Origin of the sequence: Streptomyces sp. 11x1 (genome assembly GCF_032598905.1) — a bacterium.
GTDB lineage: Bacteria > Actinomycetota > Actinomycetes > Streptomycetales > Streptomycetaceae > Streptomyces.
This window is the reverse complement of sequence record NZ_CP122458.1, coordinates 5,518,967-5,533,650: the sequence shown is the minus strand read 5'-3', so window position 1 is coordinate 5,533,650 and position 14,684 is coordinate 5,518,967. Positions and strand designations below refer to the sequence as shown.

Sequence of the window (14,684 nt, the reverse complement as noted above, 5' to 3'; positions counted from 1 at the left end):
GCTCCTGTACAGTCTCTTCTCGCAGGCCAGCGCGGCAACAAGGCGCGGACTGCGAAACCTGGTCCTGTGGAGCAGTTTGGAGTGCTCGCCACCCTGTCAAGGTGGAGGCCGCGGGTTCAAATCCCGTCAGGACCGCACGATCGTGAGAGGCCCGCATCTGATGAGGATGCGGGCCTCTTCCGTGTGCGGCGGCGGCCGATCACCCAAGAGCTCGGGACACTGAGGCTGTTGAGCGGGTGCGGGTCCCATGGGGCTGTCGCGAAGTTCCCCACACCCCTGGAGGGAGTCTGCGGCCCCTCCCGCGACGCCGCGGGGGTTGACGGCGTCACATTCCGCCGGTACCTCAGAATTCAGGGCTCAGAGACCCCCGGAGGTGGCGTATGGCGGCGTCCGTTCGGCACGAGACCCGCGCATTGCTCCGTGCTCACCTGTCGGCCGCCTCCTCGTACCGTCACCTCACCCGCCACTGCCCGATCTGCCACCGCCTGCTGCGGCTGGCGACGGAGCACCCCACGGGCGGCGAGGACGGCGCCGACGGCCCGACGGAGGGCGAGGCGCCCGCCAAGGCGTGAGACGCGTCCCGCAGGGAACACACTCGGCGAGGGCCTGCCACGCTCAACTCCCGCCCCCCTTACCGCAGATGTCGCCCGGGCAACAAGCAGCCCGGTGTGTGACGGGTGTCACTGAACGAGTTTTCGGAACGCCGGTTCTTACCAGTCCCCTACAACTAGTCAATTTAATATGTGCAATTGCACCAGTCACCGGAGTCCTGCACAGGAGATCCGACACCCCTCCCCAGAGTCCGACAAGCCCGCTCACAACCCGCCGCTTCCGGACCCGGAACCACCGATACGGCTGCTCCTGGCCCCGGTCCGCGCACAAAAAAGATCGCGCTGGACCCGGCGGAGTCCAGCGCGATCTACGACGCACCCTTGGTGCTTGCCTGACGAATACCCGGGAAGCCTGGGCCTCCCGGAAAGCTCTGTGTGGCTCGGGCGTGGGATCTGTTGGGGCAGAACCCGCGTCGTTTGAAGCTGCTGAGCGGTGCTTTCAGGCTTCCGGCCGATTGGGGGACCAGCCGAAATGCCCTGTCATACGGTGGTTCAGGCCTCGCTGCGCTGCTGCGGAATGCCCGCGAGCAGCGCGCGGACCTCAGCCTCGCGGTAACGGCGGTGTCCGCCGAGCGTGCGGATGGACGTGAGCTTGCCGGCCTTCGCCCACCGCGTGACCGTCTTGGGGTCGACGCGGAACATGGTGGCGACCTCAGCCGGGGTCAGCAGCGGCTCGGCATCAGGGGTGCGAGCGGTCATGAGCGGCCTCCTCGGGAGAACCGAACCTTCTCGGTTCTTTCCTCTAAATTCTGCACCTTGACCCGCGTTGCCCGAAATGGCGGACGCGAGTCGAGTCGGTTATAGGACGAACGGCTTGTCCTCGGCACTACAACTACACCATCCGTCCAGCCGCGTCGGCCAAACCGATGGAATTGCCCTCCCAGGTGTTCATCAGCGACGGATGCCGATGGACCATGCCATAGCGGACAGTCACGCCACTGTGACGATCAGTCACAGTGGCGCGCAGGAGTCACGAGACCCCCCAATAGCGTGCAATGCTGAGATTCCACCCATACGTGGGCAGAAGGAGCCTCCCCCGGGCTCCTTGTCCTATTTTGACACGAGGAGGTGCGTAAGAGGCAAGGCCCGCGTAAGTGCAATCCGTCACGCTTGGCGGCTTCTTGACACAAAAGCCCGGTACGGGGACCTACGTCCCACGATGACAAGCGCAGGTCAGTGCGCTGCGTCAAGCTTGGGTCAAGGGTGGACAGTTCACCATGGTTCGGCTTTCGTGGAAAGCCTTTTCCCATCGGCCCCACAAGTCACAAGTACGGACGCGACGTTGAGCCGGTTCAACCGGTTCGGCCCGGTTCAGTTCGCCGAGCGCCGGTCCCGTACCGCCCGCCAGCGCTCGACCAGGCGCCCGTAGGCCTCCCCGGCGGCGAGGCCGTCCCCGCCGCGCAGGGCCTCGATGCCCTCGGCGACGTCGGCGGCGGAGTGGTCCCCGTCCAGTTCGGCGGCGGGCAGGACGTGCACGAGGCCGCCGTAGTCCAGCTCGACCAGCGAACGCGGGTGGAACTCCTCCAGCCAGCGCCCCACGTCGATCAGGCCGTCGATGAGCGGGCCCTCGTCGATGGTGTCCCGCAGGGTCCGCAGCCCCCGCGCCACGCGTCGGCGGGCCTGCACCATGGGAGTGCGATAGCGAAGCACCGGCGAGATCTCGCCGGATCCCTTCTCGCCCGACCCCTTCTCGTACGTCCGCTCCTCGTCCGAGACGAGGACGAACCAGTTCAGCGGCACCTGCCAGGTCGCGGTGCGGATCCACGGCCGGGCGTCGGGGTTGCCGGCCATCCAGCGCTCGTAGTCCTGGCTCGCCTGGTGGCGCACCAGCGGCGGCAGCACCGCGTCCAGGACGGGGGCGGGCAGCTCCTCGGCCAGGTCGCCGAGCGCCTGCCAGCCCCGCAGCCGGGTCCGCCAGGGGCAGACACAGACCACCCCGTCGACCTCCAGCACGAAGGCGTCGTCGCTCTCGTGCACCGGCACCGGCACCGGCGGGGTCGGCAGCAGGTCGGCCAGCGAGCGGCGCAGCTCGTCCTGGTACGAGGGGCGGTCGGGGCGCCGGGCGTAGCGGGCCCAGTGGCCGCGCTCGGGCTCGGGGAAGACCGCCAGCGGCTCGTACACGCGGAGGTAGGACGCGTACGGGACGATCACCGAGGACACCTTGGGCACGCCTGCTCCCTCCCCCGGCTGCCACCGGGGAAACCTGCGGAACCCGCACACGGGCGGGCCGGAAAACTGTGCGGATCGCACCACATCCGTACTCCGGCCGGGGGGTGATCCTGAAGCTGCGCCGCTGTACGGCGGTCGAAGGCTCTAATCTCATGCTCACAGACCCCGCCACCCGTACGGGAGCCTGTCACCAACCGCCGCTTCTTACCCAGGAGTCACCACAGTGACCGAAGTATCTGACGGCGTCCTGCACACCCTGTTCCACTCGGACCAGGGCGGTCACGAGCAAGTCGTGCTCTGCCAGGACCGGGCCAGCGGCCTCAAGGCCGTCATCGCCCTTCACTCCACCGCGCTCGGCCCCGCACTGGGCGGGACGCGCTTCTACCCGTACGCGACCGAGGCGGAGGCCGTCGCCGACGCCCTGAACCTCGCGCGCGGCATGTCGTACAAGAACGCCATGGCCGGTCTCGACCACGGCGGCGGCAAAGCCGTGATCATCGGCGACCCCGAGCGGATCAAGAGCGAGGAGCTGCTGCTCGCCTACGGACGCTTCGTGGCTTCCCTCGGCGGCCGCTACGTCACCGCGTGCGACGTCGGCACCTACGTCGCCGACATGGACGTCGTGGCGCGCGAGTGCCGCTGGACGACCGGCCGCTCCCCCGAGAACGGCGGCGCCGGGGACTCGTCCGTGCTCACCGCCTTCGGCGTCTACCAGGGCATGCGAGCCTCCGCCCAGCACGTGTGGGGCGATCCGTCGCTGCGCGACCGCAGGGTCGGTATCGCGGGCGTCGGCAAGGTCGGCCACCACCTCGTGGAACATCTGCGGGCGGAAGGCGCCGAGGTCGTGATCACCGACGTGCGCGAGGACGCCGTACGGCGGATCCTCGACCGGCACCCGGAGGGGGTCACCGCCGTCGCGCACACCGACGCGCTCATCCGGACCGAGGGGCTCGACATCTACGCGCCCTGCGCGCTCGGCGGGGCACTCGACGACGACTCCGTGCCCGTCCTGACCGCGAAGGTGGTGTGCGGCGCGGCCAACAACCAGCTCGCGCACCCCGGCGTCGAGAAGGACCTCGCCGACCGCGGGATCCTCTACGCGCCGGACTACGTGGTGAACGCGGGCGGAGTCATCCAGGTCGCCGACGAGCTCCACGGTTTCGACTTCGAGCGGTGCAGGGCGAAGGCCGCGCAGATCTTCGACACCACTCTGGCGATCTTCGCACGTGCGAAGTTGGACGGTATTCCGCCGGCCGCCGCGGCCGACCGGATCGCCGAGCAGCGGATGCACGAGGCGGCCTCGGCACGCGGTCGCTGAGCCCCCGGGCAGGCGCCGGGCGGCTTGCGCGCGGCGTCGGCGGTACCCGTCGGCGGCTTTAGAGACAACTCTCACTTCCGTCGGCGGGTCGCCCGTCCAGAAACGGTTAAAATCACCGTTGACCAGCGGGGAAAGGGCTCCTCGCAGGTTCTGGGCACGGGCACGTCCTGCGGGCGACGTACCGTATGGGCGTGGGCTCAGGTACCGTGGAAGCCCTACGGACCGGTCTCTCCACGGAGAGCCCGTTCCAGATCATGAACGCGTGTCAAGACTCTGGGGCCGTCGAGCCCCGTCACCGAGGGGGTCGAGCCATGGGGCGCGGCCGGGCCAAGGCCAAGCAGACGAAGGTCGCCCGCCAGCTGAAGTACAACAGCGGCGGGACTGACCTGTCGCGTCTGGCCAGCGAGCTGGGCGCATCGACTTCGAGCCAACCTCCGAACGGCGAACCGTTCGAGGACGACGAAGACGACGACGACCCGTACGCCCAGTACGCGGATCTTTACAACGTCGACGATGAGGACGACGAGGACGAGCAGTCCGGTCCCGCCTCTCATCGTCGCGGCGCTTGACGATCCAGCCGCGCTTCACCCGGTCCGGGCGGGTTACTCCCCCGGACCGGGTTTTGTGCGGTCCCGCTCCGCTCGGGGCTGGGGCGCCGCATAGCTCGGGTCCACCGCACTTCGGCGACTGCGGGTCGCGTGTGGTTGCTCGCGCAGTTCCCCGCGCCCCTGATGGTTGGGCCTTCGGCCTCCATCAGGGGCTTACTGCTGTTCAGCCTCGTGCGTAGTCGCCCACCAGTTCCGCGCCCGTGGTGTGGTCGGCGCGGTCGGTGATCTCGCCCGCGACCCAGGCCTCGACGCCGCGGTCCGCCAGGGTGGTCAGGGCCACGTCCGCCGACTCCTGGGGGACGATGGCGATCATGCCCACGCCCATGTTCAGGGTCTTCTCCAGCTCCAGGCGCTCGACCTGGCCCGTCCTGCCGACCAGGTCGAAGATCGGGGCAGGGGTCCAGGTGGAGCGGTCGACCGTGGCGTGGAGGGTGTCGGGGATCACCCGCGCCAGGTTGGCGGCGAGGCCGCCGCCGGTGACGTGGCTGAAGGCATGGACCTCGGTGGTGCGGGTGAGCGCCAGGCAGTCCAGCGAGTAGATCTTGGTGGGTTCCAGCAGCTCCGCGCCGAGGGGGCGGCCGAGTTCGGCGATCTCGGCGTCCAGGGAGAGACCGGCCTGGTTGAGCAGGACGTGCCGGACGAGCGAGTACCCGTTCGAGTGAAGGCCCGAGGCCGCCATAGCGATCACGGCGTCACCCGTACGGATGCGATCCGGGCCGAGCAGGCGATCGGCCTCGACCGCGCCCGTGCCGGCGCCGGCGACGTCGAAGTCGTCCGGGCCGAGCAGACCCGGGTGCTCGGCCGTCTCGCCGCCGACCAGGGCGCAGCCCGCGAGGACACAGCCCTCGGCGATGCCCTTGACGATGGCGGCGACCCGCTCGGGGTGGACCTTGCCGACGCAGATGTAGTCGGTCATGAACAGCGGTTCGGCGCCGCAGACCACGATGTCGTCCATCACCATGGCGACCAGGTCGTGGCCGATGGTGTCGTAGACGCCCAGCTGACGCGCGATGTCGACCTTCGTGCCGACGCCGTCCGTGGCGGAGGCGAGCAGCGGCCGCTCGTAGCGCTTGAGGGCGGAGGCGTCGAAGAGGCCGGCGAAGCCGCCCAGGCCGCCGAGGACCTCGGGGCGCTGGGTCTTCTTCACCCACTCCTTCATCAGCTCTACGGCGCGGTCGCCCGCCTCGATGTCGACGCCCGCTGCTGCGTAGCTGGCACCAGTTGTCTCAGACATGACGGTGAGAACTTTCGTGTCGTACGGCGGCCGGCGAGCAGGTGTCACCGGCCGTCTACGGGCAGGCTTACGGGCGACGGATCGCGTCGGCCGCGGCGGTGGCGGCGGGACCTGCCGCCAGCTCGGTCTCCAGGAGCTGCTTGCCGAGCAGCTCGGGGTCCGGCAGCTCCATCGGGTACTCGCCGTCGAAGCAGGCCCGGCAGAGGTTCGGCTTGGCGATGGTGGTCGCCTCGATCATGCCGTCGATGGAGATGTAGGCCAGGGAGTCGGCGCCCAGGGAGGTGCCGATCTCGTCGATGGTCATGCCGTTGGCGATGAGCTCGGCGCGGGTGGCGAAGTCGATGCCGAAGAAGCAGGGCCACTTCACCGGGGGCGAGGAGATCCGGATGTGGACCTCCGCCGCGCCCGCCTCGCGGAGCATCCGGACCAGGGCGCGCTGGGTGTTGCCGCGGACGATCGAGTCGTCGACGACCACGAGGCGCTTGCCCTTGATGACTTCCTTGAGCGGATTCAGCTTCAGCCGGATACCGAGCTGGCGGATCGTCTGGGAGGGCTGGATGAACGTACGTCCGACGTACGCGTTCTTCACCAGACCCGCACCGAACGGGATGCCCGAGGCCTCCGCGTAGCCGATGGCGGCCGGGGTGCCGGACTCCGGGGTCGCTATGACCAGGTCGGCCTCGACCGGGGCTTCCTTGGCCAGCTTGCGGCCCATCTCCACTCGGGAGAGGTACACGTTCCGGCCGGCGATGTCGGTGTCCGGGCGGGCCAGGTACACATACTCGAAGACACAGCCCTTGGGCTTCGCTTCCGCGAATCGGGAGCTGCGCAGACCGTTCTCGTCGATGGCGATGAACTCGCCCGGCTCGATCTCGCGGACGTACGCCGCGCCGCAGATGTCGAGGGCGGCGGACTCGGAGGCGACCACCCAGCCGCGCTCCAGCCGGCCGAGGACCAGCGGGCGGATGCCCTGCGGGTCACGGGCGGCGTAGAGGGTGTGCTCGTCCATGAAGACGAGGGAGAAGGCACCGCGCACCTGCGGGAGGACCGTGTGGGCGGCCTCCTCGATGGTCAGCGGCTTGCCGTCCTCGTCGACCTGGGCCGCGAGGAGCGCGGTGAGCAGGTCGGTGTCGTTGGTGGCCGCGACACGCGGCGTACGGCCCTCCTGCTTGGGCAGGTCGGCGACCATCTCGGCGAGCTGCGCCGTGTTGACCAGGTTGCCGTTGTGGCCGAGCGCGATGGAGCCGTGCGCGGTGGCACGGAACGTCGGCTGGGCGTTCTCCCACACGGAGGCACCGGTGGTCGAGTAGCGGGCGTGACCGACCGCGATGTGACCTTGGAGGGAACCGAGCGAGGTCTCGTCGAAGACCTGGGAAACGAGGCCCATGTCCTTGAAGACGAGGATCTGGGAGCCGTTGCTGACCGCGATACCCGCGGATTCCTGGCCCCGATGCTGGAGGGCGTAGAGCCCGAAGTAAGTGAGCTTCGCGACCTCTTCACCCGGGGCCCAGACACCGAAGACGCCACACGCGTCCTGGGGGCCTTTCTCGCCGGGGAGAAGGTCGTGGTTGAGTCGTCCGTCACCACGTGGCACGCCACCGAGTGTAGGCGAGATCGCGCACCGGTCCGAATCCGGTGATCTCGCCCGACCCGGTCCCCGACTGCGGGCCTTCGCACGTCACTTGTCGGCGACGGCTCCGACACCCGCGTTGTTTTCGCTGGTCAGCGTGATACTGCGGTGATCGATCTGATACTTCACCGTGCCCTTGAAGAGCTCCAGGAGGCTGCGTTCGGCGGCCATGAGTGAGTCGGAGCACATCTTGCGGGTGGTCCGCGGATTGCCGAGGGTGATCTCGTCCTCGCTCACCGTGGCCTTCGCGGAGATCTCGTTGCAGCCGACGCTGCCGCTGAGGGTGCCCGCCTTCTTGTCGAGGGTGAACCAGGCCTTGCCCTGGGCGGCCTCGGGGAGGGTCGTGGCCACGTCGTGGTCGAGCAGCGAATCGATCCGCCACTTCGTGCCGTACAGCTCCGCGGGCTTCTCCTCGCTCAGCTTCACGGTGTCGCCGTCCCCCGTGGTGAGGGTGAGCTTGCCGCCGTCGGTGGTCTCGGCCGTGAACTTCTCGGTGTCGAGGGTGCGGGCGAAGCTCTCCTCGAACTTCATCGGGGCCTCGCCGCAGGCCATCTCGGTGGACCGGGCGGTCTCGAAGTCGATGCCGTCGTCCTTGAAGGCGGCGGTGGAGCCGAAGGTGTTGCAGCCGTAGTTGCCGTCGACCTCGCCGTTGTCGGCGATCCTGAGCCAGGCGCCGTCGGGGGCCTGTTCCGTCTTGTCGCCGACGGTGAGGCTGTCGACCTTCCAGCGGACTCCGGTGACCGCGGACTTCGTGGCGGCCGAGCCGACGTTGCCGCTGCCGGAGTCGCCGGACTCGGTGCCGCAGGCCGCGAGCAGCGGGAGCGGGAGCAGTGCCAGGGCGGTGAGGGTCAGTCGCTTGTCCATGGCGGTGGGACGGGTGGGGTGCGTGGGTGGTTCCACCCAGTTGTCCGGCGGGCCCAGGTCATGGGTCCGGCGGGCCCAGGTCACCGGGTCCGGCGGCCTCAGCGCATCAAGGGCAGCAGCCCGCTCAGGTCCGCCCGCTCGCCGCTCGCGCTGACCTTGGCCGCGTCCAGGGCGGCGGCCCACTCCACCCGTCCGGTCGCGAGCCGGATCCAGGTCAGCGGATCGGTCTCGACGACGTTCGGCGGCGTGCCCCGGGTGTGCCGGGGCCCCTCCACGCACTGCACCACGGCGTAGGGCGGGATCCGCACCTCCGTCGAGCCGCCGGGCGCCCGCGCGGCAAGGGTGTCCGCGAGCAGCCGGACACAGGTGGCGAGGGCGTGCCGGTCGTACGGGACGTCCAGGCCGGGGACGGCCGCGTTCAGGTCGTCGGTGTGGACCACGAGCTCGATGGTGCGGGCGAGCAGGTAGTCGTCGAGCAGCATGCCGCCGGCCCGGGTGTCGATGATCCGGCCCGGCGGGGTGGCCGCAAGGGCGTCGGTGATCTGCTGCTCCACGCCCGCGTAGAGGGCGACCAGGTCCGGGTTCGTCTCGGCCAGACCGTGGCTGCCCTCGGCGATGGCGGCGGCGTGGGCGGCGGTCACGGAGGCGTAGTCGAGGGGGTTCAGCTCGGCCTTCGGGGGCTCGGGGCGCGCCAGGGCACGGGGGACGCTCTCCACGGCCATGGTGATGTGCGCGGCCAGGTCCCGGACCGTCCACTCCCCGAGCCGGGTCGGCGCCGCCAGCCGCTCCGCGGAGAGGCCGCCCACGGCTTCCCGCACGTGCCCGAACTGGGCCAGGACGGCCTTGCGGGTCTTGACGGGGTCGTAGGCGCGGGGGCGTTTCCTGGCGGGGGGCATGGTGGCGAGCCTACTTCCCATGAGCTCAGCCTCTCAGTGCACGCGCCCCAAGCGTCAAACGCTGCTGAACTCGCCATGTTCACCGACATGTTGACGGCTCATCGATAGCTCAGGATTTGCTCAACAGCCTGTTGATGTGCAGCTCTCCGGAGTAGATTCTGTGATCGCCAGCCACTCTCGCACGCACATCTTTCACACAAGTGATGCCACGCCAGCATGCTGGTGACTCAAGTGGATTACTTGCAAGTATTTTCTGGTTCTGCACCACGGGCTTTTCAAGGGCACCCCTCCCCACATTCAACCTGAGGAAATTAATGCCAAGACGGGCTAAAAGCAGAAGCAGCGAAAAGGCCTCCCGAGTGCTGTGCGCAGCATTCTTGTTGGGCGGCGCTCTCACCGCGCCCTCCGTGCTCGGCTCCGCGCCTGCAATCGCGGCCGAATGTCCGTCAAGTGTAGCTACCTACGTTCTTGAGGTACCACCGGGACCTGTGCTTCCCGCCAAGAGTACGCCTCGCACCCTGCGCTAGTACCTCGACTGGGAGCCGAAGAGCGGGAACGCCAACGGCATCATCTTCGACACGGAGCAGGTCACAACCGTACCGGGCGACAGCAGGCTCTTTTCAGCCGGCAGTGGAGTGATTTACGAAATCACCGGCTCGGGAACTCTCAAGTCCTACAAGGATAAGACTGCTTCAGGTGGCTCGTTGCTGACGCCCGGAAAGACCTACGACGTGAACTGGAGAATTTTCCAGAAGGTTTGGGCAATCGGCAAGCTGCTGTTCGGGCAGGCAGAGAGCGGTGAGATCACCGTGTACTCGCAGAGTGATCCCTCGACGGGCGCCGGAACGATCTCCGAACTGACGGCCAAGATCCCCGCGACGAGCGCAGGGGCGGTCGCCATCAAGGGCGCCGACGACGTATGGGCAGCAGGAAAAAGCATCTTCACCCTGACAGACGGTCAAATACAGGCATGGCCCTATACAGTGAGCGAGACCATGAGCTCCCCGCCCAGGGTGACGAGAGTGGGACTCGGCACACCGAAGGTCATAGCCACGGGCCTTACAGATGCTGTCCAGGCATGGAGTCCAGGCCCGGGGACCGTCAATACGAGCACGGGCTCCAGGGACTACTCCGGCATTGTTAAGGGCTACACCGGAACGGACAGCCTGGCCCTCGCCAACGCGGAGATCGGGACCGGTATATACGGCCAGATCTTCGCCGACACTGCCGATTGCCTGGCGGATGCAACAGGCGAGCGCCCCTACTTCGGCACACCGCTCGATGATCCGGATGTACCTGCGGCGGTACCCGAAGCCGATTCGGAACCCGAACCGCAGGATGCCAACACCGTCAGCGGTCGTTTTGTACGAGGCGACGGCCAGCCAGCCGCTGGCTTCGAAGTAGTTGTCGAAGCCGGCGATCTCGCTCCAGACGAAGAAGGAGCGACTGCCACCGTACCCATTCTCGGGAAAACCACCACCCGTGAAGACGGCTCATGGTCCTTCTCTATTCCTGGGACTCTCCCTACCGCAGTTCAGGAAGTCGTGCAAGGAAACGGTGGCGCCCTGAACGTCACGGCTACTGCCACCGGCGTCACCTCCAGCGGGGTCATCATGTCGGCTTCCGAGTTCACGACCGCAGCTCCGGAATCAGCTCCGTCGACTCTGCAAGCCTCTGTCGCAGAAGCAGCATCCGAGGAGGCGGCGAAGCCAACCCCGCTTCTGCCTCAGGCTCCTGACAACCCGAACGAGCTGGAGCCGTCGGAGTTTGCTACAGCCCAGAGTTGGGCTTCGATTCAGGACAAGCACTCGGTTGACACCATGGGGAGTGATCCACTGCCGGAATGGCAGAGCCCGACCGGCGCCCCACTCTCGGGATACAACCCGTACCTGGTGAACGGAACCGACGTAAGCGGCTTGAAGGTCACACCATATTTGGGTGGCTGCGAAAGAAAGAGCAAGACGCTCAAGAAATACATTAAGTACACTACGGTGGCCGAAGGGCATACCTTCTGGGACACGAAGGCATCTGTGGATTACGACGAAAAAGTTGCAACCAACATCGAGGTCGCCTACTCCACACCTGGCGGATATAAGATATCCGGATCAGTGAACGTCGGAAACTCCTTTGGTCACTCGACCGGATACACAAACCAGGGGCCGTTCTTCGCCAAGCAGTGGAAAGTTCCGATCGAGTACAAGAAGGTCAAGGTAACCCTCATATGCGGCGGCAAGTCCGTCTCCCACAAGGAGATCAGGGCAAGCAAGTACAAGGTGCCGGCCGGAGGGGCGACCGGGAAGTACGGTAAGGACGTCCGCAAAAAAGACGGTGGCAGTAGATATAGCTTGTCGCCCGAAAAGAATCGCGCCTTCGTGGAGCCGGGCTCATACTTCCAACTGTCCAGGGGGCGCAGCGTCAAATTTTCGGCGGCGGTGACACTGGACGGACTCGCAGTCGGCGCTTCGACCCAACTCGACCGCGAGCACAAGCAGCGCATTACAGCCGGGAATAAAACCTCGGATCGACACTACATCTGGGGCAAGAATGGTCCCGTATCGGGCAAACCTGGCGTCTTCTACTCTTACTAGAGTCGCCCCCGCAGCAATAATCGCACTACTCATGACAGCGTGCTCCTCACAGGAGCTTTCTCAGGGAAGCGCGCTGGACGGTGGGACTCAGGAGAACGGAACTGTTGGAAGCGAAAACGTGAAGGTCGGGGAGACATGATGGTTCGCTCTCCCCCTGCCCACCAACAAGTCCGCGGAGCCTGTCGAAATCACCGGAGTGTCCATCGTGCAGGTACCCAAAGGGATGAAGGTACTGAAGTACGGTGCCTACAGCCTTGAGGACACCGAAGGGCTAGCTCTCCTGGTGAAAGAGGGCAGCAAGCTCACTCCACGGTTCGCGGAACTTCGAGACTACTCAGACAAGCCCGTGAAGGTAGCTCCGCACCAATCCAGCGACATCTACTACCTGGCAAGACTGAAGATCACCAGCCTTCCGAAGAAGAGCGCTCGCTACTGCAAGTTCGAATACCGCCAGGGCGATCGCGAGTTCACCCAGACACTGGATTGCGAAGTGGAACTGACAGGAAAGTAGAAAGAAGGGCAGTACCGGCCTCGGGGTGGTGAAACCCGAGGCCGGTACTGCCGCGTTCGACCTGAACCTGTTTGAAGCTGTCAGACCCACTCCACAGGGTTCTTCTATCTCTTCGGTCAAGGGGTGTGGGCTTGGTCAGGCTGCTTGTTCGTGCCCGCGATGGCAGAGGGTGCGGTGCACTACCCGATTCAGAGTTGGCCCGCATGACAATCGGGCGCCGTTCCGGAGAAGGGAACGGACGCTTACAGGACTCAGGTCACACCGAAAGCCGACGCCACCATCGTCATCGACCACGAGGACTCGCTCGCCCCCAGGCCGGTCGGGAACGCGACATCCTGCGCCGGGCAAGAGGCGGCGGCTTCCTCTGGCCCCGGGTCCTCCGCATTTGGCCGGGGCAGCCCCTTTCGCTGGGCCGACTGCCTCGGTCGCGGTTACGGCTGTGTCTTCACCGAGTCGACGAAGGTGGTGAAGGCGTCCGGGGAGAGGGTGAGGGTGGGGCCGGTGGGGTTCTTGGAGTCGCGGAGGGCGACGAGGTTGCGGGTGGGTATGAGGTCGGCGACTTCGAGGCAGCTGGCGCCTGTCTGGTCACTGTACGAGGACTTGAACCAAGCTCCGCCGCCCGCCAGTTCGGGTGTCGTGCGGTCTGTGCTCATGACTCCAACTCCCGTGCGGCTCGTTTGAGGAAATCGTACGTCTCCCTGGGTCCGCCGGCCTCGGCCCGCATGGCGTCGTACCGGCGTCGGTACGCCCAGATCTCGGTGTCCTTGTCCGTGACGCTCACCGAGGTGAAGCTATCGATGCTTACAACCGTAGGCAGCGGTTGTTCGAACTCCATGACGATGAAGTTCTGGTGGCATCGGTAGACAGGCTGCCCCATCGGCAGAATCTGCACGGTGACATGGTCCAAGGCGGCCAGTTCCGCCAAGTGCTCGTACTGCTCCTTCATGACCTCGGGGCCACCGTAGACCCGTCGCAGCACGGCCTCATCGAGGATCGCGTGAATCTCGACCGGTCGCTCGCTGCGGGTGATGGCTGCCTTCCGCCTCATCCGGATCTCAATGTTGCGCTCGACGAACTCGGTATTCCGCTCATCGACAGGCTTGGCCCCCTCGAACATGGCGCGCGCGTATCCGGCCGTCTGGAAGAGCCCGAACACCACATCCGGTTGATAGACGCGAAGGACCTTGGCATCGCCTTCCAGTCCCACGCTGACGTTGAACCCCGACGGCATGAACGTGCGATACGGCGACCACCACCCCCGGTTCAACGAGTTCTTGTGGACGTCCAGCAGGAACTCCACGTCGTCCGGGTCCGTCACCCCGTAGCGGTCCAGCAGTTCTTTCAGCTCCTGCACCTTGGGAAGGCTGGTCATCCCCTTCTCCACCCGGTGCAGTTGGGACTCGGTGACACTGGTCCCCTTGACCGCCTGGGCCCTGGTCAGCCCCCGCCCCGTGCCGTCTCCGCTGTCCGTCCGCTCGCGCAGTCGCCGTAGCTCCTGGCCGAGTTGCAAGCGCCGGATCGTCGGCCCCGTCTTCGCAGCCACCGTGCCCTCCCTCTGGTCGGTCATGCCCACCGGCTGAGCACTCCTACCCGCCAATTACGCCTCGTGTTGGGCTGATTGCTATGGGTGTCGCCAGTCTGGCATGCGGTGCCCCTGCCCCGCATGCTCTTGCCTACCTTCCGGCATATACCACTTAATCAGGGATTCCCACGTTCGATTGCCGTCGGACTCCCGCCGCCTAACAGTGGTCCCAGGACACCCCACCCGAAAGGCGGCAAACCCCATGCCCACCTCCCGCTTCCGCGTCGGTGACCGCGTGCGCGGTGTCACGTACGTCCCGCCCGATCTCCTCCGCCGTGAGCGGCCCGAACCGTTCGAGGGGGTCGTCGTGCAGGTCGGGTCCGGCTATGGACAGGTCGATGTGGACGAGCGGCCGTATCTCTGGTCACGGCTGGACGACTGCACCGAGCGGCAGTCGCTCGTCGAGGAGACGGAACTCCTCGCCGGGGAAGGCCAGCCGTGAGGGCGCTGCTGCGGAGGCTCGGGCGGCTGGTGCGGCGGCGGCCGGTGCGCGTCGTACAACCAGAGCCGTCGGCGCCGCTGTTGGGCTGGGGCGTGTCCGGGCCCCACCCGGCCACGAGCAGTGAGCAAAGGGGCGATCATGCCTGCCGCTGCTGAGGGAATGAGCCCCGAACTCCTGTGCACGATCTGCGGCACCGGCCGCGCCCCTTCCTGCGCTACGGCACCCTGGAGC

At 66.7% G+C, this 14,684-nt stretch carries 14 protein-coding genes and 1 tRNA gene; 7 read left to right on the top strand and 8 right to left on the bottom strand.

The window, feature by feature from the left end; translation table 11 throughout:
• The first annotated feature begins 60 nt into the window (after positions 1–60).
• A tRNA-Asp gene (locus tag P8T65_RS24270) sits at positions 61–135 on the top strand.
• Positions 136–380: 245 nt separating this feature from the next.
• Positions 381–572: a DUF6274 family protein gene (locus P8T65_RS24265; RefSeq protein WP_316727330.1), complete on the top strand. Its 192-nt coding sequence runs from the start codon at positions 381–383 to the stop codon at positions 570–572.
• 531 nt (positions 573–1,103) lie between these two features.
• On the opposite strand, the gene bldC is transcribed toward P8T65_RS24265, so the two are convergent.
• Positions 1,104–1,310, bottom strand: coding sequence for a developmental transcriptional regulator BldC (gene bldC / locus P8T65_RS24260; protein ID WP_003949541.1), 207 nt, complete (start codon positions 1,308–1,310; stop codon positions 1,104–1,106).
• Positions 1,311–1,922: 612 nt separating this feature from the next.
• Positions 1,923–2,780 (bottom strand): hypothetical protein, encoded by an 858-nt coding sequence (locus tag P8T65_RS24255; protein WP_316727329.1) that lies wholly within the window; start codon positions 2,778–2,780, stop codon positions 1,923–1,925.
• A gap of 223 nt (positions 2,781–3,003) precedes the next feature.
• Between P8T65_RS24255 and P8T65_RS24250 the strand changes: the two genes are divergently transcribed.
• The gene (locus P8T65_RS24250; RefSeq protein ID WP_316727328.1) at positions 3,004–4,098 is read left to right on the top strand and encodes a Glu/Leu/Phe/Val dehydrogenase dimerization domain-containing protein; all 1,095 of its coding nucleotides are present in this window, start codon (positions 3,004–3,006) and stop codon (positions 4,096–4,098) included.
• 311 nt (positions 4,099–4,409) lie between these two features.
• Positions 4,410–4,667, top strand: a complete 258-nt coding sequence (locus P8T65_RS24245; protein WP_184892168.1) for a DUF3073 domain-containing protein — start codon at positions 4,410–4,412, stop codon at positions 4,665–4,667.
• 202 nt (positions 4,668–4,869) lie between these two features.
• On the opposite strand, the gene purM is transcribed toward P8T65_RS24245, so the two are convergent.
• From purM to P8T65_RS24225, 4 genes are all read right to left on the bottom strand, one after another.
• Positions 4,870–5,940 (bottom strand): phosphoribosylformylglycinamidine cyclo-ligase, encoded by a 1,071-nt coding sequence (purM, locus tag P8T65_RS24240; protein ID WP_316727327.1) that lies wholly within the window; start codon positions 5,938–5,940, stop codon positions 4,870–4,872.
• 67 nt (positions 5,941–6,007) lie between these two features.
• The gene (gene purF / locus P8T65_RS24235; protein WP_184892164.1) at positions 6,008–7,534 is read right to left on the bottom strand and encodes an amidophosphoribosyltransferase; all 1,527 of its coding nucleotides are present in this window, start codon (positions 7,532–7,534) and stop codon (positions 6,008–6,010) included.
• A gap of 84 nt (positions 7,535–7,618) precedes the next feature.
• Complete coding sequence (locus P8T65_RS24230; protein WP_316731695.1) at positions 7,619–8,434, bottom strand: META domain-containing protein; 816 nt, start codon at positions 8,432–8,434, stop codon at positions 7,619–7,621.
• A 98-nt stretch (positions 8,435–8,532) separates the two neighbouring features.
• Positions 8,533–9,330, bottom strand: a complete 798-nt coding sequence (locus P8T65_RS24225) for a sterol carrier family protein (RefSeq protein ID WP_316727326.1) — start codon at positions 9,328–9,330, stop codon at positions 8,533–8,535.
• Between the two features lie 635 nt (positions 9,331–9,965).
• Between P8T65_RS24225 and P8T65_RS24220 the strand changes: the two genes are divergently transcribed.
• Complete coding sequence (locus P8T65_RS24220) at positions 9,966–11,918, top strand: hypothetical protein (RefSeq protein ID WP_316727325.1); 1,953 nt, start codon at positions 9,966–9,968, stop codon at positions 11,916–11,918.
• A gap of 196 nt (positions 11,919–12,114) precedes the next feature.
• Positions 12,115–12,429 carry a hypothetical protein gene (locus tag P8T65_RS24215; RefSeq protein ID WP_316727324.1) on the top strand — a complete coding sequence of 105 codons (315 nt, stop codon included), beginning with the start codon at positions 12,115–12,117 and terminating at the stop codon, positions 12,427–12,429.
• A gap of 431 nt (positions 12,430–12,860) precedes the next feature.
• Here the strand turns inward: P8T65_RS24215 and P8T65_RS24210 are convergent, their stop codons facing one another.
• Positions 12,861–13,082, bottom strand: coding sequence for a DUF397 domain-containing protein (locus tag P8T65_RS24210; protein ID WP_316727323.1), 222 nt, complete (start codon positions 13,080–13,082; stop codon positions 12,861–12,863).
• Complete coding sequence (locus P8T65_RS24205; RefSeq protein ID WP_316731694.1) at positions 13,079–13,996, bottom strand: helix-turn-helix transcriptional regulator; 918 nt, start codon at positions 13,994–13,996, stop codon at positions 13,079–13,081. The genes P8T65_RS24210 and P8T65_RS24205 overlap by 4 nt, the downstream gene beginning before the upstream one ends.
• A gap of 217 nt (positions 13,997–14,213) precedes the next feature.
• On the opposite strand from P8T65_RS24205, the gene P8T65_RS24200 reads away from it, so the two are divergent.
• Positions 14,214–14,453, top strand: coding sequence for a hypothetical protein (locus tag P8T65_RS24200; RefSeq protein WP_316727322.1), 240 nt, complete (start codon positions 14,214–14,216; stop codon positions 14,451–14,453).
• Positions 14,454–14,684: the final 231 nt, after the last annotated feature.